This window comes from Synechococcus sp. PCC 6717 (genome assembly GCF_022698185.1).
GTDB classification, from domain to species: Bacteria; Cyanobacteriota; Cyanobacteriia; order Thermosynechococcales; family Thermosynechococcaceae; genus Thermosynechococcus; species Thermosynechococcus lividus.
On sequence record NZ_JAKLTV010000024.1, the window covers coordinates 11,116 to 33,993 of the forward strand.

19 protein-coding genes are annotated in these 22,878 nt (G+C 52.1%); 9 read left to right on the plus strand and 10 right to left on the minus strand.

Annotated features, from left to right (window positions below; genetic code table 11):
- Positions 1-54: 54 nt before the first annotated feature.
- Entirely contained in the window at positions 55-1,443 is a 1,389-nt protein-coding gene (pxcA, locus tag L5470_RS09890; protein WP_499499742.1) for a proton extrusion protein PcxA, read from the plus strand.
- Here the strand turns inward: pxcA and L5470_RS09895 are convergent.
- Entirely contained in the window at positions 1,367-3,661 is a 2,295-nt protein-coding gene (locus L5470_RS09895; RefSeq protein WP_499499744.1) for a heavy metal translocating P-type ATPase, read from the minus strand. The genes pxcA and L5470_RS09895 overlap by 77 nt on opposite strands.
- 154 nt (positions 3,662-3,815) lie before the next feature.
- Between L5470_RS09895 and L5470_RS09900 the strand changes: the two genes are divergently transcribed.
- The 3 genes from L5470_RS09900 to dusB are packed head-to-tail and all read left to right on the plus strand — an operon-like array spanning position 3,816 to position 6,615.
- Positions 3,816-4,568 carry a TIGR00297 family protein gene (locus tag L5470_RS09900; protein WP_499499804.1) on the plus strand — a complete coding sequence of 251 codons (753 nt, stop codon included), beginning with the start codon at positions 3,816-3,818 and terminating at the stop codon, positions 4,566-4,568.
- 35 nt (positions 4,569-4,603) lie between these two features.
- Complete coding sequence (locus L5470_RS09905) at positions 4,604-5,551, plus strand: glycosyltransferase family 2 protein (RefSeq protein WP_099799311.1); 948 nt, start codon at positions 4,604-4,606, stop codon at positions 5,549-5,551.
- 38 nt (positions 5,552-5,589) lie between these two features.
- Entirely contained in the window at positions 5,590-6,615 is a 1,026-nt protein-coding gene (dusB, locus tag L5470_RS09910; RefSeq protein WP_499499746.1) for a tRNA dihydrouridine synthase DusB, read from the plus strand.
- Here the strand turns inward: dusB and L5470_RS09915 are convergent.
- From L5470_RS09915 to nuoH, 6 genes are all read right to left on the minus strand, one after another.
- Positions 6,590-7,639: a DUF3326 domain-containing protein gene (locus L5470_RS09915; RefSeq protein WP_499499748.1), complete on the minus strand. Its 1,050-nt coding sequence runs from the start codon at positions 7,637-7,639 to the stop codon at positions 6,590-6,592. The genes dusB and L5470_RS09915 overlap by 26 nt on opposite strands.
- A 1-nt stretch (position 7,640) precedes the next feature.
- On the minus strand, positions 7,641-8,768 hold the full coding sequence (locus tag L5470_RS09920) for an HhoA/HhoB/HtrA family serine endopeptidase (protein WP_499499807.1): 1,128 nt from the start codon (positions 8,766-8,768) through the stop codon (positions 7,641-7,643).
- A gap of 117 nt (positions 8,769-8,885) precedes the next feature.
- Entirely contained in the window at positions 8,886-9,191 is a 306-nt protein-coding gene (gene nuoK / locus L5470_RS09925; protein ID WP_099799314.1) for an NADH-quinone oxidoreductase subunit NuoK, read from the minus strand.
- Between the two features lie 10 nt (positions 9,192-9,201).
- Positions 9,202-9,804 carry an NADH-quinone oxidoreductase subunit J gene (locus L5470_RS09930; RefSeq protein ID WP_099799315.1) on the minus strand — a complete coding sequence of 201 codons (603 nt, stop codon included), beginning with the start codon at positions 9,802-9,804 and terminating at the stop codon, positions 9,202-9,204.
- 16 nt (positions 9,805-9,820) lie between these two features.
- Positions 9,821-10,405: an NAD(P)H-quinone oxidoreductase subunit I gene (gene ndhI, locus L5470_RS09935; protein WP_099799316.1), complete on the minus strand. Its 585-nt coding sequence runs from the start codon at positions 10,403-10,405 to the stop codon at positions 9,821-9,823.
- Between the two features lie 29 nt (positions 10,406-10,434).
- Complete coding sequence (gene nuoH, locus L5470_RS09940) at positions 10,435-11,553, minus strand: NADH-quinone oxidoreductase subunit NuoH (protein ID WP_499499751.1); 1,119 nt, start codon at positions 11,551-11,553, stop codon at positions 10,435-10,437.
- A 189-nt stretch (positions 11,554-11,742) separates the two neighbouring features.
- Here nuoH and L5470_RS09945 point away from each other — a divergent pair, with 189 nt between their 5' ends.
- The 4 genes from L5470_RS09945 (at position 11,743) to L5470_RS09960 (ending at position 15,719) form a co-directional block, all read left to right on the plus strand.
- Positions 11,743-13,053, plus strand: a complete 1,311-nt coding sequence (locus L5470_RS09945; protein WP_499499753.1) for a dihydroorotase — start codon at positions 11,743-11,745, stop codon at positions 13,051-13,053.
- A 37-nt stretch (positions 13,054-13,090) separates the two neighbouring features.
- The gene (locus L5470_RS09950; RefSeq protein WP_499499755.1) at positions 13,091-13,624 is read left to right on the plus strand and encodes a gamma carbonic anhydrase family protein; all 534 of its coding nucleotides are present in this window, start codon (positions 13,091-13,093) and stop codon (positions 13,622-13,624) included.
- A gap of 89 nt (positions 13,625-13,713) precedes the next feature.
- Entirely contained in the window at positions 13,714-14,739 is a 1,026-nt protein-coding gene (gene plsX / locus L5470_RS09955; protein ID WP_499499757.1) for a phosphate acyltransferase PlsX, read from the plus strand.
- Positions 14,739-15,719, plus strand: coding sequence for a beta-ketoacyl-ACP synthase III (locus L5470_RS09960; RefSeq protein WP_499499759.1), 981 nt, complete (start codon positions 14,739-14,741; stop codon positions 15,717-15,719). Before plsX ends, L5470_RS09960 begins: the two co-directional genes overlap by 1 nt.
- 58 nt (positions 15,720-15,777) lie before the next feature.
- Here the strand turns inward: L5470_RS09960 and L5470_RS09965 are convergent, their stop codons facing one another.
- From L5470_RS09965 to L5470_RS09975, 3 genes are all read right to left on the minus strand, one after another.
- On the minus strand, positions 15,778-16,197 hold the full coding sequence (locus tag L5470_RS09965; protein ID WP_499499761.1) for a PepSY-like domain-containing protein: 420 nt from the start codon (positions 16,195-16,197) through the stop codon (positions 15,778-15,780).
- A 322-nt stretch (positions 16,198-16,519) separates the two neighbouring features.
- Positions 16,520-18,517: a putative bifunctional diguanylate cyclase/phosphodiesterase gene (locus L5470_RS09970; RefSeq protein WP_499499763.1), complete on the minus strand. Its 1,998-nt coding sequence runs from the start codon at positions 18,515-18,517 to the stop codon at positions 16,520-16,522.
- Between the two features lie 793 nt (positions 18,518-19,310).
- On the minus strand, positions 19,311-20,402 hold the full coding sequence (locus L5470_RS09975; protein ID WP_099799322.1) for a chlorophyll a/b binding light-harvesting protein: 1,092 nt from the start codon (positions 20,400-20,402) through the stop codon (positions 19,311-19,313).
- Between the two features lie 789 nt (positions 20,403-21,191).
- Here L5470_RS09975 and L5470_RS09980 point away from each other — a divergent pair.
- Complete coding sequence (locus tag L5470_RS09980) at positions 21,192-22,766, plus strand: mechanosensitive ion channel (protein WP_198406004.1); 1,575 nt, start codon at positions 21,192-21,194, stop codon at positions 22,764-22,766.
- Positions 22,767-22,878: the final 112 nt, after the last annotated feature.

A 22,878-nucleotide genomic window follows, 5' to 3' on the forward strand; every position in this document is an offset into this window, starting at 1 on the left:
ATAGCTTTTACATAACTTCGTACGTGGCGTGTTGAACAACTGCCGAGAGGAACAATGTCCAGTAACCCCCTTGCCCGCCTTGGACAATGGATTAAGCGTGCAGAACAGTGGTACCTAACAACTCCGGAGCGGGCACTGCAAGAAGCCTACGAGGCTGCTCTCAGCATTCGTAAAATTGAGCTCGAACACTTCGATGGGCAACCCATTAGTCCGCTCAATTTGCCCCTTGGGGAAGTCTCCAACTACTTTGAAACAGAGCTAAAACAACGTTTGAAGACCATTCGGATGCGGATGACAGAATTCCGCGCCAGCCGTCAGTTTTTGCCCCTGTCCCCCAGCCCTGAGCGTCGTCGCCCAGTTTCTGGTGTAGAGCGCAATGGTTCAGCAGCAACCTACACGGTTACAGCCACCGCCAGCGAGGATACCCCAGAACCAACCGTCTATGAAAAACTACGAGTGATTGATGCCACTCTTAACCGCTATCGCCGACAGCGGGAACGAGAACTGAATGCCCTTGCCCGTCCCAGCCTTAGTCACCAAGACCCTGACCAACGACAGCGATCGGCAGCGCTAGATCGTGTCGAGGATGATTCACTGTATCTATCGGAATATATTAATGATGATTTAACCGACGACTCTAAGCTTGACAGCAGTAGCTTTATTCCCCGCTCAATTTTACGAACCGCCGATCGTTTTCGTCGTGAACTCAACTCTGATGAAACCACTGAAACCGAAGTTGTGCGGGATTTTCGCACGTCAAAATTACGAACTCGCTTAGCTGTTCGATTTCTATTACTTCTCATCATTTTGCCCTTGCTGACACAGCAGATTTCTAAAGCACTAATTGTTAGCCCCCTCGTGAATCACTTTAAGGCAGTGGGGCAAATTGAGCGCATTATTAACTCTCAACTTGAAGATAATATTCTCGATGAGCTAGCACGGTTTGAAAACAAGATTCGTTTTGAAAGTCTTGTTGGTAATGTAGCGGTTTCATCCGCAGAGATTCAGGCTCGTATTCGTGAGAAAGCGATTGAGCTATCGACAGAGTACCAAAAAGAACTTATTGAACCCCTAAAAAATATTCTGTCCGATGCGCTGGGTTTTTCAGTGTTCTTAACGCTGGTGTTTACAGGACAGCGGCAACTGGCTATTGTTAAAGCCTTTTTAGATGAAGTTGTCTATGGTCTGAGTGATAGTGCCAAAGCCTTTGTGATTATTTTATTTACTGATGTTTTTGTCGGTTTTCACTCCCCCCATGGCTGGGAGGTTTTAGTGAATAACACTCTTGAACATTTTGGCTTTCCCCGTAATGAGGATTTTATCAATATGTTCATTGCCACTTTTCCGGTTATGCTCGATACTGTCTTTAAGTATTGGATTTTCCGATACTTGAATCAGATTTCACCGTCCGCAGTAGCGACCTATAAGAATATGAACGAGTAAAGGCATTGATACCCCAAAGTGAGTTGACAACAACCGCAATGGAACTAAACGCCATGCAAGCGGCTGCCACCGCTGGTGTCAAGCTCMCCCCCCACAAGGGGAGCAAGGCACCAGCCGCAACGGGTAACCCCACCAGATTGTAGGCTACCGCCCAGAGCAAATTTTGTTGAATTTTAGCAAAGGTGGCACGGCTCAGGGACAACACCGTTAGCAGATCACTAAGCTGGTTACGGACAAGAATCACATCCGCTGCTTCAATGGCGACCTCTGTACCACTGGCCAAGCTAATGCCAACGGCGGCAGTGGTGAGGGCAGGGGCATCATTCAGGCCATCCCCCACCATGGCAACGGTTTCTCCCGCTGCTTGCCATGCCTCAATTAAGGCTAACTTCTCATGGGGTTGTAGATCGGTGTGAATGGCATCTGCTGGCAGGTTCAAGGGGGCCAGTAACGGCTGGGTGGCATGTGCGGTATCCCCTGTCAGGACGTGCACGGCGAAACCTTGGTTTTTTAGGGCTTTTACGGTTTCGATGGCATCGCTGCGCAGGCGATCGCGAAAGGTGCACACAGCAACCAACTGGCGATCGCAGGCTAAGGCAACGTGGGTTGTGCTTGGGTGGGCATCACGGCAGTCAATTCCTTGGCGCTCGAGCCATGCTAAGCGCCCGGCTTGGTAGTAGTGCTCGCCAATCCAACCGCAGACCCCTAGCCCCAACTCAGTGGTGAGATCGGTTACGGCTAGTAGCTCAGCGCAACCATGGGCGCGCTGAATGGCACGGGCAAGGGGATGGGAACTCTCTTGCTCTAGGCTAGCAAGCACCGTGAGCACCTCCTCTTCCTCAAGGGAACCGTAGCGGGTCACAGCCTCTAGCTCGAGTTGACCGCTGGTTAGGGTGCCCGTTTTATCGAAGACAATGGTGGTCAGGTGTTGGCTACGCTCAAGGACATCGCCCCCCCGGATAACCACACCGTTGGCCGCCGCGCGACTGGTGCCCACCAAGAGGGCAATGGGGGTGGCTAACCCCAAGGCGCAAGGACAGGCAATGACTAACACACTCAAGGCCAGTTTCAAGGGTAACAGTGGTGTTGTGAGATTTGGCCAAAAATGGGGCGCGATCGCCCACCAAAACAGCCCTGTAGCAGCAGCCAAGGCCAAAACCCCATAGCCAAAATAGCCCGCAACCCTATCGGCCACTCTCTGGACAGGAGCCTTGCGGTTTTGAGCCTGTAGTACCAACTCTAAAATTTGACCAAGAAAGGCGGCTTGCCCACACCGCTCGACCCGAATCGTCACGGCGGCAGCTTGATTACGACTGCCCGCCAAAACTGTTGCGCCTAGTCCCTTGAGGACAGGTGTGGCTTCCCCGGTGAGCATGGACTCATCCACTAAGGTTTCGCCCGCCACAATGGTGCCATCCGCAGGAAAGGTGTCCCCTGCGGCCACCCAGAGCCAGTCTCCCACCTGAATTTGGCTCACTGGAATGGGCCACGGTTCCCGGCACTCTAAACTGGGCAACCATGTGGCTTCAAGGGGCTGCAATGCCAGAAGCGATCGCAACCCCTGCTGCGCCCGTTGCCGCACCCCCTGCTCTAGGGTGCGCCCCAAGAGGATAAACCCCAAGATCATCACCGGCTCATCAAAAAAACAGTCCCACCCCAATTGCGGCCATAGCCACGCCACCGTACTCGTACCATAGGCAGCCAACGCCCCCAAGGCCACAAGGGTATTCATATTCGGGCGACCGTGCCACAGCCCCTTGATCCCTTCTCGGACAATATCGCGCCCTGGCAGCAGCAACGCTAGGGTAGCCAACCCCCAATGCAACACCATCGTTTCCAACATCGGCCAGTGGCCGGGCAACAGGTGAATACCATGGCCGAGGCTAGAGAGAATCAACAGCCCAATCGCCAAGGCGGCGAGAGGTTTACCGTCTGAAGGGGGTGGCAGTTGCAGCGGTGCATTCGGTGCCACCAGTGCGGCTTGAAACGTCCCCTGATTGATGTGCTGAACAATCGCGTCTGGACTTGTCAGGCTTGACCCGTAGGTAACAATGGCCGTGCCCGTCACTAAATTGACCGCCGCCGCAGTGACTCCGGGCAACTGCTCTAACTGTCGCTCTAGGGAGCGCACACAGCCTGCGCAACGCAAGCCAGACACCCGCAGCAGCACCGTTGCCGAGGTGGCATCCGATCCATTCAACGTCGAGAGTGGGGACACGCTGTATAACCTCCCAAACAACACCGTGGCAGATCGATACCTCCCATACCCTGCGCCCCCTTGCTATTGTGGCACTCTTGCAGCCGCAGGGTATGATAAGGACTGGCTGAAGCTCGAAGCATTGCACACCACGGTGAATCAACTACTGGATATTATGGTGGCCACACCGCCGTGGCTGGTGGGAATTCTCCTCAACACAGCCTTAGCGGGCCTTGGCCTCTTGAGCCGCCAAACCTTGCTCACCCTTGCCGGACTGCTTCATGCATGGCTACTGGGGGTGCTGATCTGGGGCACCCTTGGCTGGCGAGGGTATCTGGTGGTTATAGTTTACTTTTTAGTGGGTTCAGCGGTGACGCGGGTTGGCATGGCGCAAAAACAAGCGGCGGGCATTGCTGAAAAACGGCAGGGTGCCCGGGGACCAGAGAATGTGTGGGGGTCAGCCTTGACGGGGGCAGTGTGTGCCCTGTTGATCCCGCTACTGCCAAAGGGGCACGACCTATTACTCGTGGCCTTTGTTGCCAGCTTTAGTACTAAACTCTTCGATACCTGTGCCAGTGAAGTGGGGAAAGCCTACGGTCAGCGGACGTTTTTGATTACAACCCTGCAACCCGTGCCGCGGGGAACAGAGGGGGCTGTCAGTCTAGAGGGAACGCTGGCGGGATTCCTAGGGGCGGCGCTCATTGCTGGGCTGGGGTGGGAGCTGGGATTAATGGCGGCGATCGCGGTGCCGATCTGCATATTGGCGGCCTTTCTTGCGAATCTTGTGGAAAGCGTCGTTGGGGCAACCCTCCAAGAGCGTTATACTTGGCTGAGTAACGAGGTAGTGAATGGTATTAATACCACCACAGGCGCACTACTGGCGGTGCTTATGCTGACCGTTACTGCCCCACTGTTGGGGCTGACCTAGGATAATTAGTGTTGGGAACCCATTCAGCAATCAGAATGTTTTTTAGTGTTGTTATTCCTACCTACAATCGGCGATCGCTGTTGGCCAAAGCGCTACAAGCTCTCGAGCAGCAAACTTACAATACTGAACTGCTAGAGGGCTATGAAATTATTGTCGTCGATGATGGCTCAACGGATGACACCCTTTCGTGGCTAGAGGCCAACCAAAAAGACTTGCCCCATGTGCGCTGGTTCACGAAAGAGAATACAGGCCCGGCCGCTGCCCGTAACCTTGGGGTCGAAAAGGCAACGGGAGACATTATCCTTTTTGTCGATAGTGACCTCATTGCCACGCCCCACTTTCTCCAAGGTCATGCCGAAGCACTACACCGCGCCTACGCTCAGTACGGCGACGACAAAGTATTTACCTACGGCCACTGCATTGAAACCTGTAACCTAGAAGACCCAACCCGCACCCCAGCCAAAATCACCGATTTTTCAGCGGCATTCTTTGATACCAAAAATGTGGCGATCGCCAAGCACCTGCTGTTCGAGGTCGGCCTCTTTGACACAGACTTCAAAGGGTATGGGTGGCATGATCTAGAACTTGGGCTGCGGCTCAAAAATATTGGTGTTCGCTTAGCTAAAGCCCCCCAAGCCATCGGTTACCATGTCCATCCGCCCTTTACCCTAGAGCAATTGCCCTACTTGGTCAGCAAAGCCATTCAGCGCGGAAAAACCGGTGCCCTTTTTTATAAAAAGCATCCCACCTTTGCGGTGCGACTGATGGTGCAACGCACGGTTTTCCATTGGTGGCTTTGGGGGATCTTGTCCTTGTGGGGGCAGCTAAACGAAAAAACGATGGCACCCTTCTTGCAGTGGCTGATCGAGCGGGGATACTCCGAACTGGCGCTACAGTGCTGTAGTGTGTTTTTGAACTGGTACATTGTCCAAGGGGTACGCCAAAGCAGCATTGCCGAACCGGAACTCCTTGGCGGACAATAGAGATCCGAAGTTCCAGAGCACCGTTCATTGCACTGCTCATGCTGGCACTCTCTCCAGAGCTAAGGTCACGGTTGGCAACCCCCCTACAAATTGGCACGGTTACCCTCAACAGTCGTGTATTTCAGTCTCCCCTTGCTGGGGTTACCGATTTAGTGTTTCGGCGATTGGTGCGGCGGTATGCGCCAGACTCAATGATGTACACCGAAATGGTGAGTGCCTCTGGCCTGCACTACCTGAAAACGCTGCCCCGCATCATGGAAGTGGATGCCAACGAGCACCCCATCAGTATTCAACTGTTTGACTGTCGCCCCGATTTTTTGGCGGAAGCAGCCATCAAGGCGGTGGCGGAAGGGGCAGACACCGTGGACATCAACATGGGCTGTCCAGTCAATAAAATCACAAAGAATGGCGGAGGTTCCTCCCTGTTGCGAGATGTTCCCACCGCAGCGGCGATCGTGCGCACCGTATCGGCGGCAGTTTCCGTGCCAGTGACGGTGAAAACCCGCCTAGGCTGGAGTGATCAGGAGATTAACATTCTTGACTTTGCCAAGGCTATGGAAGATGCAGGAGCCGCCATGATCACCATTCATGCCCGTACCCGTGCCCAAGGCTTCAATGGTGCTGCGCGCTGGGAGTGGATTGGCCGCGTTAAACAGCATCTGCGAATTCCGGTCATTGCCAATGGTGATATTTTCTCGGTAGAGGCAGCGGTACAGTGCCTTGAGCAAACCGGTGCCGACGGGGTGATGTGCTCCCGGGGGACGATGGGGTATCCCTTCTTGGTGGGGGAAATTGATCATTTTTTGAAAACTGGCCAACAGCGGCCCGCCCCTACGGTGATCGAGCGACTCCAATGCGCCCGAGATCACCTTATTGCCCTGTGGGAGGACAAGGGCGAGCGGGGGATTCGCCAAGCCCGTAAGCATTTGACATGGTATGCCAAGGGGTTTGCGGCGGCGGCAGAACTGCGGAGTCAACTCTGCCGCATTGAAACCGTGGCAGGGGGGCTGGCACTGTTGGATGAGGCCATTGAGCGGCTTAGGAATTTGGCTGCTGCCCCTTAGATTTGATTGAGATTTGATTGAGTAAGGTCTGCCAGTTAACCCCTGCTTTTAAGGCCGCGAGGAAGCCAATGGCTTCGGCGTAGGACTGGCAGGGAATGGTGTCCAGACCCAAGCCCTCTGCAGTGACCGCCAATGTGGTTGTATTATTGGCAATGCTGAGAATCGGGGTGCCCTGCCGTGCCAAGGCGAGCAGGCCGCGGCCACCCAAGGCAGTGGCTGGCGAAATCACCGCATCAACGGCAGTTTGCCATAGCGTATCAGCCTCAGGCTGAAGGGTATAGCGGGGGGCATGGCTGAGTCCAACGAGAACAGAGGGCAAAAAGGTATAGCCAATTTCTTCGGCAAGGGCGCGGGGATGAACACTATCATCTAGGGGCAAGGGTTGTAGTGCTGGGGCATGGGCGGCAGGCACCTGTAGGTGTTGTACGACCAAATGGCTGATGACGGCTTCTGCCCCTGCGAGGGGATCGACCCCATGGCCGCTGCGGTAGTTGTGGAGGGCAGCACTACCCAGATCGTCAGGAAAACGGCTGACAATGGCGATCGCCTCGGCGTTGGCCTCTTGGACTAGGCGTTCCGCCGCCCGCAGCAGGCTCCCAGGTTCTTTGAGGGTTCCCCACGTAGCGCCTGACGCAGCGGTTTGTAAGCAGACCCCCAGCGGTCTATCGGTAGTGATGCTCTCTGTCAGGGTTAAGCCTAGGGTCGTTTGGCAGGCTGCCGCTGCTTGAAGATGGCGGAGTTTTAGATCTGGCTCTAGGGCAGCATCCAAAACTAAACCAATGCGGTTGGGGCGCGGCGATCGCAACCCCCACTCCCCCGCTGCAAACTGATCTAAGGCATAGCCCTCAACGTACCAAACATTGGCCAACGGCCAGTACAGCATGGCGCCGTTGAGCACGTTGGGATGGGTAATCAGGCGATCGCACACCTGAGCCATGGCGCGAACCACCGGAATCGCATCTCCGGCATAGCCGCCAATGGCTGCACCAATTCCCGTCGGAATTAGCAAAACCGCTGTGAGCACCCTAGCGACTGGCTTGAGCCGGCAGAGGAGCAGGTTGCACAGACACCGTCAAGGTTTGGCCACGGCGGCGAATTTCCATATCCATCGTGCGACCAATGCCGGTGCTTTCCACCATTTGCTGCACTTGATCCGCCTTGGCAATCGGCTGGCCGTTAATACGCTTAATCACATCCCCCGCTTGCAGGCCAGAGCGAGCCGCTGGGGAGTTGGGCAACACCTGAAAAATTAACACCCCTGAGCTTTCCTGAACCCGCACCGGACTGTTGGGGGTTGTGTTCAGCCGTTGCTGCACCTCTGGGGTTAAGTTCGTCATACGAATGCCCAAGAAGGGATGATCCACGCGCCCATTGGCAATAAGTTGGTTGGCAATGCGCTGGGCAGTTGCGATGGGAATGGCAAACCCTAAGCCTTGGGCACCCCCAATAATAGCGGTGTTGATGCCAATGACTTCCCCGCGCTGGTTGAGGAGCGGCCCACCGGAGTTACCGGGGTTAATGGCCGCATCGGTTTGGATAAAGCCAACCCGCTTGTCGGGCACTCCCACATCGCCGCTAGAACGCCCCGTGGCACTGATAATCCCTGCGGTAACCGTGTTATCTAGCCCCAAGGGATTGCCAATGGCGATCGCCCACTCTCCCGGGCGCAGAGTATCAGAATTTCCCAAACGCACCACGGGGAGATTGGTGGCATTCACCTTGACCACCGCCACATCCGTCAGGCGATCTTGGCCAATTACTTGCCCGTCGTAGGTGCGGCCATCCTTGAGGGTGACGCGGACACGGTTAGCACCGTCAATGACGTGGGCATTGGTGAGGATTACCCCATCGCTACTGATAATAAAACCAGACCCTAGACCTCGCTCTTCGCGCGATCGCGGTGGCATCATTGGCCCAAAAAACTCTTGAAAAAAGGGATCATTAAATATGGGGGGGACACTGCTTTGCACTGTGCGCGACGCATCAATTCGCACTACCGCTGGCCCCACCTGCTCGACCGCGCGGGMAATAAAGTTAATATCGTTTCCCGCCGGCAGCGGGGCTGGTAGCTGGGCAAGGGTGGGAGACTCTAGAGACGTTCCCAAGGGCATAAACTGAGTCGCAAACATTGTTGCTGCTGCACCCAGTGCCATTAATGACAAGTAGGTGACAGACTTTCCAAGCTGTTGACGCGCCGTCATAGGTTACTGCCCTTCAATCGATAACTGTTTTTCGTTATAGACGCAGCAGGTTATGCAACAGTTCCCCAACTACCATTTCAGGAGATTAAACTTCTCCATATCGACGGTGTCGCGGTTGCGATAGATAGCCAAAATAATGGCCAAGCCTACCGCTGCCTCCGCTGCCGCCACGGTAATCACAAAGATTGCAAACACTTGACCCTTAATTTGCTGGCCATCAAGATAGTTGGCAAAGCCGATGAGGTTCAGGTTAACAGCATTGAGCAACAGTTCAATCGACATCAGCACCCGTACGGCATTACGGCTGGTGACCAGACCGTAGATACCAATACAAAAGAGGAGTGCTGCCAAAATTAAGATATAGGTTAACTGCATACTAAATCCCTTACTTTTCAGACAGAGCTACTGGTTCCCGCGGGCGTTCCGGCAATTCCAAGGGCGGGACGACCTCTTCCCCAAAGATTGGCTCTGGCTCTAGCACCAATTCGCGCCGTGCTAGCACCACTGCACCAATTAATGCCATCAAGAGCAACACCGACGCTAGCTCAAAGGGCAGCAAGAAGTCGCTGAAGAAGTGCTGGCCAATGGTTGTAATGCTGTCACTGGTGGGGGGCAGGTCGCTAATTTGCCAGGGGGTTTGCAAAATCGTCTTAGTTAACAGCGCAAAGACCCCTAGAGCCACAACTGCTGCTCCCCCCTGCCGCAGCCATCGCCCGGCTACGGGTGTGTACTCTTCCCGCTTGTTCACTAGCATGATCGCAAACAAAATCAGGACATTCACGGCGCCAACGTAAATTAAAATCTGCGCCGCCGACACAAAATCGGCGTTCATGAGAATGTATAAGCCGGAAATGCTGATGAACACACCAGCGAGCAAAAACGCAGAATAAACAACATTCGATAGGAGAACAACCCCCAAAGCGGCTACAATCACCGCACCAGAGAGGGCAAAGAAGGTTATTGTTTGGGTCAGGGTGGCTAAGTCCACAGCAGCGGCTCCTAGTTCAGTTCTCAGTTGATTCATTGGCAGCGGCGATCGCTGTCTCGCTCGCCCGCTGTGCACCTGCGGGCAGATCGTGCCCCGAGAGCACACCCGCAGGTAAGTAGGCAAATTCACGGATTGGGGTCACCATTGGGTCATCAGTGACTTTATAGGGAATCCGCCCCATGGCCACACTGTCGTAGTTCAACTCGTGGCGATCGTAGGTGGCCAGTTCGTACTCTTCCGTAACCGATAGGCAGTTTGTGGGGCAGTACTCAACACAGTTCGCACAGAAGATGCACACCCCAAAGTCAATACTGTAGTGCTTGAGTTCTTTCTTTTTAATTTCCTTGTTAAAGACCCAATCCACCACAGGCAGGTTAATAGGGCACACCCGCACACACACTTCGCAGGCAATACACTTATCAAACTCAAAGTGAATGCGTCCTCGGAAACGCTCTGACGGAATGAGCTTTTCGTAGGGATACTGCACAGTCACTGGTCGGCGGCGCATATGGTCAAAGGTGACCGATAATCCCTGACCAATGTATTTGGCTGACTGTACGGCTTCTTTGGCGTAGTTGCTAATTTTGTTGAGGAATTTCATGGTTGTACCTCATCGCAGAAGGTAAACGACTAACCGCCAAAGGCGACGGGAAAGGCTAACTTGAGGCCAGCGGTGAGCAAAAGGTTGACAAGGCCAACGGGCAAGAGGAATTTCCATCCCAAATCCAAGAGTTGGTCAATGCGAACCCGGGGCACCGTCCAGCGCAAGAGAATGGCCAAAAAGATAAAGAAATAGGCTTTCAGGAGGGTCATTGTAATACCGAGAACCGCAAAGGCAATCTGAAGAAAGGGGTTTGTTTCCAGCACGCCAAGGGCATCGGTAATAAAGTGCAGCGGAATGGGGAAGTCCCAACCGCCAAAGTACAGGACACTGACTAGTAGGGCGGACAGTACCAGATTGACGTAGGCTCCGAGGTAAAATAGAGCAAACTTCATCCCCGGATACTCGGTTTGATACCCTGCCACCAGTTCCTCTTCGGCCTCCGGTAAGTCAAACGGTAAGCGCTCGCACTCTGCCAAGGCGGCAATCCAAAAAATGAGAAAGCCAATCGGCTGCCGCCAAACATTCCAACTGAGAATGCCGTACTCGGACTGCTGCTGGACAATTTCAACGGTGCCCAAGCCGTTGGACATCATGGCAACCGCCAGTACCGCTAGGGCGAGGGGGATTTCATAGCTAATGGACTGCGCTGCTGCCCGTAGCCCCCCCAGCAGTGAATACTTATTGTTGGAGGCGTAGCCAGACATCAGTAAGCCAATCGGCGCAATGCTGGAGAGGGCAATCCAAAGGAACACCCCCATCGCCAAATTGGAGATCAGCAGGTTTTGGCCAAAGGGGACAATGATATAGGACAAAAAGACGGGAATCACCACCACCGCTGGCCCAAGGGTGAACAGCCACGGGTCACTGTTAGCGGGTAAAATATCTTCCTTAAATAGAAGTTTTAGACCATCCGCCAGAGGGGCTAAAATCCCCAACGGCCCAATGTATTCCGGCCCAATGCGCTGCTGCACTGCGGCTGAAATTTTCCGCTCTAGCCAGACCGCGACTAATACCCCCACGGTGGCCACCACAAGCATAATGAGCATTGGCAAGGGGAGCCAGAGTAGCTTGGCCAGATCGTGATTGAGTCCCAAGGTTTCAAGAGCAGCAATAAACTGCCCCTGTAAGTCAATACCGGATTCCATAGCGATGAGCCGCACCCTACCTACAGACACGCTCTTCAGTATAAGGGTTTTATTTCCGTTGCGAAGATAGATCTGCGGCAAATTTTTATCACCATAAGTATTACTGATTTTTATAGTTTGCTGCCTCTAGCGGTGGCTCACGGGGTTCCACTAGGATTGAGGAAAGCTCAATGAGGACAAAAACACACCGTGGCGATCGCAATCCAACATGCCGTCATCTGTACCCCTGAGGGGGAACTGCGTCAACAAGAGGTGCGCCTAGAGGGCGATCGCATCGTGGAGGTGGCGGATAGGGTCACGGTCACCGCCGAGGATACAGTGATTGATGCGACGGGGTTAACCCTCCTACCGGGCGTCATTGACCCACAGGTGCATTTTCGTGAACCGGGTCTTGAGCACAAAGAGGATTTGTTTACGGCCAGTTGTGCCTGTGCGAAGGGGGGGGTCACCTCGTTTCTGGAGATGCCGAATACCCGTCCACTCACGATTGACCAGACCAGCTTAGACGATAAGTTAGCGCGGGCGGCGGCCAAGTCAGTCGTCAACTATGGTTTTTTTATTGGTGCCACTAAAGACAATCTTGCTGTTCTCAACAGCGTGAAGCCGGTCTGCGGTATTAAGATTTTCATGGGGTCAATGCACGGCCCCCTCTTGGTGGATGAAGAGCCGATTTTGGATCGTATCTTTAGCGAGGGCGATCGCCTCATTGCGGTTCATGCCGAGGATCAAGGCCGCATTCAGGCACGCCGTCAAGAGTTTGCTGGCATCACTGATGTGGCGGTTCACTCGCAAATCCAAGACGATATTGCCGCCCTCAACGCCACCCAGCTGGCCGTTAAGCTATCGCGCAAGTACCAGCGTCGTCTGCACATTCTCCACCTGTCAACGGGGATTGAAGTGGATTTTCTGCGGGAGAATAAACCGCCGTGGGTGACGACGGAAGTAACGCCCCAGCACCTCCTGCTGACGACCGCTGCCTACGAGACCATTGGCTCCCTTGCCCAAATGAACCCCCCCTTGCGCACAGAACTAGACAACCAGAAGCTTTGGCAGGGGTTGCTTGATGGTGTGATTGACTTTATTGCGACGGATCATGCCCCCCATACCCTCACGGAAAAAGCCCAGCCCTACCCCCAAAGCCCCTCCGGTATGCCGGGGGTGGAAACCTCACTGCCGCTGATGCTCACCCAAGCCATGGCTGGGCGCTGCAGTGTTCCCCAAGTGGTGCGCTGGATGGCAACCGCCCCCGCCGCTGCTTACCAAATTCCCCGCAAAGGCCAGATTATGCCTGGATACGATGCCGATCTGGTGTTAGTGGATTTGCAGACCTATCGTCCTGTGCTGCGGGAGGAGTTGCTGACAAAGTGCGGTTGGAGTCCTTTTGAGGGGTGGTCCCTCACGGGTTGGCCGGTCGTTACCATTGTCAACGGCGAAATCGTGTTTCGCCAAGGCAAGGTCAATACCGCTGTGCGAGGGCGATCGCTGACCTTTGGGCAATAAACAATTGCACCGCTAAAACAGTTTTCCGAGGGATATTATGGCTATCTCTGCACCCAGTTCCTTTTGGCCGCCAGTGGTGGGCGATCGCGCCGCCTTTATTGCCCCCAATGCCACCCTCGTTGGCGATGTCCGCCTAGGGACAGGCTGTAGCCTCTGGTATGGGGCAGTTTTGCGGGGGGATGTGGAATATATCGAGGTGGGCGAGCACACCAACCTTCAGGATGGTGCCATCCTCCACGGGGATCCGGGGCAACCCACAATTTTAGGAGACTATGTAACGGTAGGGCATCGGGCGGTGATTCACGGTGCCACCATTGAATTGGGCTGCCTGATCGGCATTGGGGCGGTGGTGCTCAACGGCGTGCGAGTCGGCAGCGGCAGTATTGTAGGTGCAGGGGCAGTCGTCAGTAAAGATGTGCCGCCGCGATCGCTGGTGGTCGGTGTTCCCGCCAAAGTAGTGCGAGAGGTCAGTGAAACAGAGGCAGCGGAGCTGATTAGCCATGCCCAAAAGTATGAGCAATTGGCCTATGTTCACAGTGGCCGAGGGACGAACCTTGGTTTTTATGCCTGATTTTGCATCACTTTCGGGGATCCGTAATAGAGTAGCAAGGCAGTTCATCTGCTAAAATTCTGAAGGATTTTGTCGTAAGAGTTCAGCCAATGACTCGTGCACGGATTGCTGTGGATGCCATGGGGGGTGACTATGCCCCTGATGAGATCGTTGCCGGTGCCCTCAGAGCTAGTGAAGAATTAGATGCCGATATTTTTCTTGTCGGTGACCCTACTCAAATCCAGAATTACCTCGATCAGCACGCCCCCAGCGCCAAGCCCCAAATCGTGGCGGCCACGGATGTGGTGGATATGGACGAAGAACCCTTAGTGGCTCTCAAGCGCAAACCCAATGCCTCGATTAACGTGGCGATGGACTTAGTGAAATCAGGCCGTGCAGATGCGGTGGTTTCAGCGGGTCACTCGGGGGCAGCGATGGCAGCGGCGCTGCTGCGGCTAGGACGACTCCCCGGTATCGATCGCCCCGCCATTGGTGCTGTGCTACCTACTCTGATTGCCGGTAAGTCAGTCTTGGTGCTAGACGTTGGTGCCAATGTGGACTGCCGCCCCAAATATCTAGAGCAGTTTGCGGTGATGGGTTCCATCTATAGCAAGTATGTGCTGGATGTTGATGACCCCAAGGTCGGTCTGCTGAATATTGGTGAAGAAGACTGCAAAGGGAATGATGTTGCCCTCAGAGCGCACCAACTGCTGCGCCAAAATGACCAGATTTCCTTTTTAGGGAATGCCGAAGGCCGCGACATCATGTCTGGTCAGTTTGATGTGGTGGTTTGTGATGGCTTTGTGGGAAATGTGTTGCTGAAATTTGCCGAGTCCCTTGGGGGGGTACTGGTGCAAATTCTGCGGGAAGAACTGCCCCGAGGCTGGCGGGGACAACTGGGGACGGCGCTGCTGCGCCCTAATTTGCGGCAAATTAAGCAGCGGATTGATCATGCCGAGCATGGCGGGGGGCTGCTGCTAGGGGKGGATGGCATCTGCATCATTAGCCATGGCAGCTCCCAGGCTCCTTCAATGTTTAATGCAATTCGCCTTGCTAAAGAGGCGGTGGATCATCGAGTTTCAGAGCGGATTCAAGCCTGCTACCAACACACAGTTACCATTGAGGATCGCGCTTAGTGGGTGTTCGATTTACTGGGGTAGGAGCCGCAACCCCAACCCAAACACTAACAAACGCGCACCTCAGTGCCTTGGTGGAGACCTCTGACGAATGGATTCGCACCCGTACCGGAATTACGCAACGGCTGATTGCTGCACCCGATCAGGGTCTTGTGGATTTGGCTGCCGAGGCAGCGATATCTGCCCTAGCCATGGCAGACCTAGACCCGGCCGCCGTGGATTTAGTGATTTTAGCCACATCAACCCCCGATGATCTGTTTGGCACGGCGTGTTTAGTGCAAACTCGCATTGGCGCTACGAATGCGGTGGCTTTTGACCTCACCGCTGCCTGTTCGGGGTTTATCTTTGGGCTGGTCACTGCCGCTCAGTACCTACAAACCCGGACTTACCGCAATGCGATTGTGATTGGGGCCGATATTCTCTCGCGTTGGGTGGACTGGCGCGATCGTCGCACCTGCATTCTCTTTGGCGATGGAGCAGGGGCAATGGTGCTCCAAGCCAGTGACGTGGATCGGCTCCTGAGTTTTGAGTTACGCAGTGATGGTCGCCTTAACGAGCATTTAACCCTTAGCTTTCAGGGCAACAGCCAGCCTCTCTGTGATGCGGTGGCGATCGCCCAAGGGAGCTTTGCCCCCATTGCCATGAACGGCCGCGAAGTCTATCGCTTTGCTGTTACCCAAGTGCCGGAAGTTATTGAAAAAGCCTTGTACCGCGCCCACCTCAGTGCTGACGACATTGACTGGTTGGTGTTGCACCAAGCCAATCAGCGCATTTTAGATGCCGTTGCCGATCGCCTCGGTGTGCCCGCCCACAAAGTCATTAGCAATGTCAGCCATTGCGGGAATACCTCCGCGGCCTCCATTCCCATTGCCTTAACCACTCCCCTACAGCAACGGCAGATCGAACGCGGCGACCTTATTGCCACAGCTGGTTTTGGCGCAGGATTGACGTGGGGAGCGGCGCTGTTCCGCTGGGGGTAAACGCACGGGTCATACGCTCCCACAATAACAATCTGGAGTATTGATGCTTAAGCGTCTCTCATATATCCTCATTGGAATTGGCAGTTGGCCGCCCCTGTTCATCAAAATAAAGCTCGATCTCTTGGTCATTCCCTTCCACTTCTACTTCATAGAAAGTGCCTAGAGGTGTTAGCTCAATTTCATACTTCGTGATGGTGTAATTGGGATATTGTTGCCTCACCGTTTGCAATACGGCTTGGGGAAATTGGAGTTCTTGAACCTCATATTCTGTCTCCAGCCACTCTCCAGATGACGAATACTCCACTTCATATTCCAGTCCATCTTGAACAAATACCGCTTCATACCCATAAGGCATTAGCCCCCATTTCGGAGATACATTTGGGTAGGTTGTATTGAATGCCTGTAAAACAGCGTCGGGAACTGACGCCTCCGAACCAGATCCGTCACAGCTTGCAATGCCAAGGCATAGAATTGCCATAGGGAGTTTAGAGGATATGCTACTAACAGAAAGTTGCATGGCTTGTTCTAGGGTGGCTTTACTATGCTCCATCTAAACCCATGATTCCCTCTTGGCTCATGGAAATTACTATCAAAGTACGCTGAGGCTGAAGAATAATTTGAAGACCCATCTCATCTGGCAATGCTCCGGACAGCGCCTGCTATGCCTCGATAAGACGAGAATCACTCCATTGTTTTAATCATGAAGCGATTGCTCGTGCAATCCAGTTGATAGAAATCGGTAAACAACCCCTTGGTTTTAGCCCTTACTGCCTTAGTGATGCCTATGGCTGCTGTAGCGATCAAACACGATAGCGTTCAGCCAGCAGCTGATCCACCTGCTCTCGCGTCAAAGGCCGTGAAAAGTAATAGCCTTGGGCATAGTCACACCCCAATTCCCGCAGGCGAATGACCTGATAGGCGTGCTCAACCCCCTCGGCAACCACCTCCAAATCTAGCCCCTTCGCCAAACTTAGAATCGCATCAATGACCGAGTGCTGTTGGTTGGTCTCGGTAATTAACTTCACAAACGAACGATCCACCTTGAGACTGTCAATGGGTAAGTTAGTGAGATAGCTGAGGGACGAGTACCCCGTGCCAAAATCATCCATGCTCAGTTTGAGGCCATGAGCCTTGAGGGCGAGCAAAATGTCCCGCACCTGCTCAGGTTTATCCATACCCACGCTTTCTGTAATCTCTAGGTGGAGAGACTCAGGGGGCACTTGGGTCTGCTCAAGCGCCGCTAGCACCTGTTCTACAAGGCTAGGATGCATGAGTTGGCGATTGGAAAGATTCACATTGACACAGAAAGAGTGTTGGGGATACTGCTCTTGCCAGCGTTGCAGATCACGACAGACTTGCCACAATACCCAATCCCCAATCGGTACAATTAAGCTCGTTTCTTCAGCCAAGGGAATAAACCGCTCGGGGCTGAGTAACCCTTCGGTGGGATGCTGCCAGCGAATCAAGGCTTCAAAGCCGTAGAGATGATTATCCTTAAGGCAGTAAATGGGCTGATAGTGTAGTGTAAACTCGTCTCTTTCTAGGGCTTGCTGCAGTCCCACCTCTAACGACAGGCGATCGCGCGCCATTAGGTGCATCTCTTCACTAAAAACTTGGTAGCAACTTCCCCCCGCCAGCTTGGCACGATACATGGCAATATCGGCATTGCGCAAGTAATTTTCGGCCTTTTCAACGTTGGCAGTACGGGTAGCCACCCCAATGCTGACCCGTAGCATAATCTGTTGCTCTTTGAGGATAAAGGGAGTATTCAGTTCACAATGAATGCGATCGCACACCCCCAAAGCATCGTTATTGCCATTAATATCATCCAGCAAAATGACAAATTCATCGCCACCAATGCGGGCAACTGTATCATCCGGACGCACGATGCGCTGAAGGCGCTGTCCAAGTTCAATTAGAATGACATCCCCACAACTGTGCCCCAAACTATCGTTAATGACCTTAAAGCGGTCAATATCAATAAACAAAATGGCAAATTTATAGTCGGGACGGCGACGACCATGCCGTACTGCCTGCTCAATGCGATCAAATAGCAACGTGCGGTTCGCTAGCCCCGTTAAAGAATCGTGAAGGGCATCGTGAAGTAACTGCGCCTCTGCTAAGCGATGTTCCGTTAAATCGGTTAACGAGCCAGCCACGCGATAGGCTTTGCCGTAAGCATCCCGCAAGACCAACCCCCGCGCTAACGCCCAGCGATAGGAGCCATTGCGATGCTGAATGCGAAACTCTTGGTGGAAATGTGGAGTTTGGCCGCGCACATGTAAGGTTAAATTTAACTTCACCCGCTCTGCATCCTGAGGGTGGATGAGCCGTAGCCAGTCATCAATGCGATTGCCAATTTCGTGGTCTTGATACCCGAGCAGGGCTTTCCAGCGTGAGGAGTAGAACGTTTCATCGGTGATGAGGTTCCAGTCCCACACGCCATCATTCATGCCCCGAGTGAGCAACGCATAGCGATCGCTGGTTTCTAGCAGTGCCGATTGGGTGAGCTTTGCGTCGGTAACGTTGTAGCCACAGACCAAGCCCTCACCATTGGGAAAGCGCACAAACGCCCAGATCATCTCTAACACTTGGCCATGGGCAGAATGACAGGGAACCTCTTGCCAACCAAGAGGGGGATGGAGCATCCAGTAGCGAAATTGGCGCTGGGTTTCGGGGTCAGGGAAACACTGACTCAACAAATCGCGTGAGAGTAAATCTCCTGTATCCCACCCCAAATGCGTCGTCACCTCTTGATTAATAGAAAGGACGTCGCCTTCGTTCCCGTAAAAAATCATTAATAGAGGTAGCCGTGCAAGAATTGGCCGTATTAACTCGTAAGGGTCTACACCCCCTGGAAAGTCGAATCCATAGCCTTGACAGCTAACCATGTCCTTAAGATCAAACTTGGGGTAGATAAAAAATTATGACTTTCCATGGTACCATCCTAGCTTATTGGCGCATCCCAGCATTAGGTGAATGTATAGCGATAGCAGGGCAAAATTGCCTAAAAGCAGCAACCACAGTTCCTCAATTCCCAGCCTTAAAACGCTGATCATAGAGTACACCTTGTTTTTTGAGTTGTTTTTTGAGACATCAAGGGATCCTAAAATTTGTCAGGTTTTAATTGATGATTTTAAGAATTATAAACTGCAATTCACGCTTTCTTTGTAGCTGACAATACTAAAGACTACTAATTTAAGTTTCTCTTAATTATTTACTATTTACAGATCATTTTTGGCCATTGATTGTAAACGGCTCGTGTATGATTTAGCCATCCTTTTGATGACAAAAAATTGATAAATCTCGAATTAAAATCAGTCGGTCTTGATGCAACTGTGAACTTGACGTCTAACAGTGCTGGCAGCCTGCTTCCTCATTGAGAAGCCACAGTTTTAAGTACACCTTATCGTCTTGCTGAGTGCAACTTTGCCCTTTTGTCCTGTACTTAGCACTGGCGAGTAAGGCAATTGTGGAACTGGGGCCGCCTGCAAGTTTAGGCAGTGAAGATCAGCCACCGTCACCATAAAAATCCCCCGATCGCCATGGATCGAGGGAGACTGCCTAAGAGATATAAAGAACTAATTGCGATTAAGTCTCAGCAATTGGATTGAGAATATTTTCTAATTGCTTGAAGTTAAACCCCATGGCTCGCAGGGCATGCCATAAATGCCCTTGAAGGAAGAAAAAGGCGAGGAAAAAGTGAGCATTGGCGAGCCACGCCCGCGGTGTATGTTGACCGAGGGGGAGTTGGATAGTGTCGGCAAAGTAAGGCGCAATCCCTAATTTCACTTCAAGGGGTGGGCCATAGAACTCCACCGGATAAGCGAGGGTATTGACGGCGCAGAAGTAGGCAGCAACAAAACCAGCCAGCGCAATTCCTCCCAAAGAGTAGGAGAGGATGGCTTCAGCAGAGAAAATCAGGACTTTCCGTGCCCAGTTCAGCGGTGGTACAACGATATGCCAAATACCACCCCCAATCAGGAGGACTGCCACGTAAATATGCCCACCGACGAGGTCTTCAAGATTATTGATGCTAGCAAAGTGGGTCTGATAACCGTAGATCACAAATGGGTCTAAGGTGGGCTGAGTTACAAGGCGCACTTCGTGGAGGTTGGCATCGTAAAGCCCTCCCCAGACGGTGGCTTTAAGCACCAGTAACAGCGCCCCCAAGCCCAAAAAGAGCAGGTGGTGCCCAAGGATGAGACCCAATTGTTTCGGATCATCCCAGCGAAAATGAAAGAGTCGTGCCCGACCCTTGGCGGTGCTGAGATCTTGAGGGGCACGAAAGGTATGAAACAGAGCCCCAGCGGCCAACACGGCTGAAGCAATGAGGTGAACTGCACCAATGACAAAGTAGGGATAGGTGTCAACCACTTGACCGCCGTCGCCAATCCCAAATCCAAGGGTGGCAAGATGGGGTAGTAAAATCAGCCCTTGTTCTCCCATGGGGACATCGGGTTGATACTGAGAAATTTCATAAAGGGTGAAAGCTCCTGCCCAGAAGACCGTCAGGGCAGCTTGAGCAACATGGGCTGCAATAAACAGGCCGGAAAGACCAACAAAGCGTGAATTACCGGCCCACCAGTCGTACTTGACGTTGGCTTGACCGTAGGTTTGTAGCCCTGCACTGCTAGCAGGCGGTGTATTCACCGTGGCTACGGGGTCGCTGGCGATCGCCATAGAGTCCTCCTAGAAACAAATAGTCTGGACAATTGAAGGATTGTTGTTGATTGCTCATGTCAACAATCACCGGAATCAGTCTAGCGCATTTAATGAGAAAAAATATCAATTAGCGCTCGACAAATCGTAAAGATATGTAACAAGACCTAAGCCGTATTTCTTGGTGTAGCGGTTGTCTAACGATGGCTCAAGCCAAACATCGGGAAGGGTTTAGAAGTTACCCTATGCCTAGGACTCTCAGGGTTTGACACCTGGCTGAACTGGATTGACCCCTGCACTTGCAAGTCTGAACTTTGCAAATTTTATCAATATATTGTTGCAAAAATTAATAACAGCAGTTATACTTGTGCCTGAAAAACAGGTGATAGAATGAGTGGGTGTAAAAATTAGAGTGATCCGTAATATTTTTACTCTTACCAAATGTGGTGTATTAAAAATTTCAGACAACTTAAGCTAACGTCTTTTTTGTCTTTTATTTTTACTGAAGTGTCTATGGGTTTAGTTCCCCAATCCCACGTAACTACCCTCGGTATTGATACCTATTGAATTGCCAATTTGTTGTTAGCCATGTTTATGTCCTCATATTCCGAGTCTATTACTTTAAGTATTGACTAATATTTTGCAATAATTTTCTATATTTTTTAATCATTGGCTTTTAATTTTTTGCTATTGTAGTGAGTTAGTGTTTTTACGAGCTGACCAAGGTATGGAGAACTGATTATGATCTATGCAGGCTGTTCAAGTTGTATTAATTTTATTGTCATATCGCCAGCTCAATTTCCAACAGATATGAGACAGGAAACTAGTCTTGTTGATCGTCTGATTCCTGATGATCTGGGGCTGCTTTTAAGCCAATTGATCGGTGCGATCGCCCTTTTAATTTTAGGCTGGCTAATTGCAACCTTAGTCGCAACGGGGGTTAAACAACTGCTGAATCGCACTGGTCTTGATAATCGCCTAACAGAGTGGGTGAGTGGCGAAGCACACGAGAGGCCTACCATTCCAATTGAAGTGTGGATCAGCAGGATTACCTTTTGGGTGATCATGCTCTTGGCAATTATTGCTGCTCTCAATGCCCTCAATCTCACCGAAGTTTCTCGCCCTCTCAATAAGTTCTTAGAAGAAATTACGGGATTTTTACCTCGGATTGGTTCCGCCATTGGCCTTAGCATTTTGGCTTGGATCATTGCTACCATTGTCAAAACTATTGTGATTCGTCTGGCTGAGTCCCTAAACCTAGATCAAAAGCTAACAGAAACAACAACTACAGCGGCAACTCCTCCAGAGAATGTCTTTAAGCTCAGCCGTACTCTAGGTAACGTGCTCTATTGGTTTGTCTTTTTATTTTTCTTGCCAACTATTTTAGGCGTTTTGAATCTAGAAGGCCCGCTTGCACCCATCCAGAACTTGCTAGATGAATTACTCTCTGCTTTGCCTAAGGTTCTCAAGGCAATCATCATTGCCGGTGTGGGTTGGTTGATTGCTCGGGTTGTCAAAGGTTTAGTGACTAATCTTTTAGCCGCTGCTGGTGCTGATCGCTTGGTGCGCCGCCTCCCCCTCCAAGGAAGTCAGTATTCCATTTCGGGACTCTTAGGAATTGTGGCCTATGTTTTGATTTTGATTCCAACTGCGATTGCAGCTTTGGAAGCCTTAGAAATTCGGGCAATTACAGTTCCAGCAGTCAATATGCTGAATCAAATTTTGGCTGCGGTGCCCCAGATCTTTGCCGCTATCGTAATTTTGATTATTGCCTTTCTTGTGGGTCAATTTGTTCAATCTCTCGTCACTAACTTTTTAACAAGCCTAGGATTTGACAATGTTTTTCAGTGGTTGGGGTTACCCATCGCTGTTGCAGGGTCAGCTGGGTCTGAGGCAGCTCCCGACACGCCAGAGAGTTCGGCTACGGTGACCTATACCCCCTCCCAATTTGTTGGGGTGGTAGCCTTGGTTGGCATCATGCTCTTTGCGGCTGTAGCAGCCACTAATGTACTTGGCTTTGTCGAGCTGACACAGATTGTAACTGATCTGATGCGTATCTTGGGGCAGGTCATTGCTGGGTTAGTGGTTTTTGCGATTGGCCTCTATTTTGCTAATCTTGCCTTTAATGTGATTCGGCACACCGGCGGACGTAGTGGCCTCATTCTCGCCCAAGCTGCACGCATCTCCATCATTATTTTGGTGGCAGCGATGTCTTTACAACAGATGGGAATTGCGCCAAATATTATTAACCTAGCCTTTGGTTTGTTGATGGGTTCTATAGCAGTCGCTATTGCCATTGCGTTTGGTTTTGGTGGCCGGGAATTGGCTGCTGAAAAGTTACGCCATTGGCTTGAGGTTTTTCAGCAAAGGGATCCGTCTAACTAAGTCTGAAAACGCCGTACCGCCTAACTTGGTTTGACTTCAATGAACCCTATCAGAACGTGCCGTGCCAAGTGAGCGTACGAGCTGAAAAAAGGGCGGCTAATGATTCAGTGTG

Coding starts and splice junctions, on each gene's coding strand:
- pxcA (WP_499499742.1), top strand. CDS start 55: ATGTCCAGTAACCCCCTTGCCCGCCTTGGACAATGGATTAAGCGTGCA.
- L5470_RS09900 (WP_499499804.1), top strand. CDS start 3,816: ATGGTGGCCACACCGCCGTGGCTGGTGGGAATTCTCCTCAACACAGCC.
- L5470_RS09905 (WP_099799311.1), top strand. CDS start 4,604: ATGTTTTTTAGTGTTGTTATTCCTACCTACAATCGGCGATCGCTGTTG.
- dusB (WP_499499746.1), top strand. CDS start 5,590: ATGCTGGCACTCTCTCCAGAGCTAAGGTCACGGTTGGCAACCCCCCTA.
- nuoK (WP_099799314.1), bottom strand. CDS start 9,191: ATGCAGTTAACCTATATCTTAATTTTGGCAGCACTCCTCTTTTGTATT.
- ndhI (WP_099799316.1), bottom strand. CDS start 10,405: ATGAAATTCCTCAACAAAATTAGCAACTACGCCAAAGAAGCCGTACAG.
- nuoH (WP_499499751.1), bottom strand. CDS start 11,553: ATGGAATCCGGTATTGACTTACAGGGGCAGTTTATTGCTGCTCTTGAA.
- L5470_RS09950 (WP_499499755.1), top strand. CDS start 13,091: ATGGCTATCTCTGCACCCAGTTCCTTTTGGCCGCCAGTGGTGGGCGAT.
- L5470_RS09965 (WP_499499761.1), bottom strand. CDS start 16,197: ATGGCAATTCTATGCCTTGGCATTGCAAGCTGTGACGGATCTGGTTCG.
- L5470_RS09970 (WP_499499763.1), bottom strand. CDS start 18,517: ATGATTTTTTACGGGAACGAAGGCGACGTCCTTTCTATTAATCAAGAG.
- L5470_RS09975 (WP_099799322.1), bottom strand. CDS start 20,402: ATGGCGATCGCCAGCGACCCCGTAGCCACGGTGAATACACCGCCTGCT.
- L5470_RS09980 (WP_198406004.1), top strand. CDS start 21,192: ATGAGACAGGAAACTAGTCTTGTTGATCGTCTGATTCCTGATGATCTG.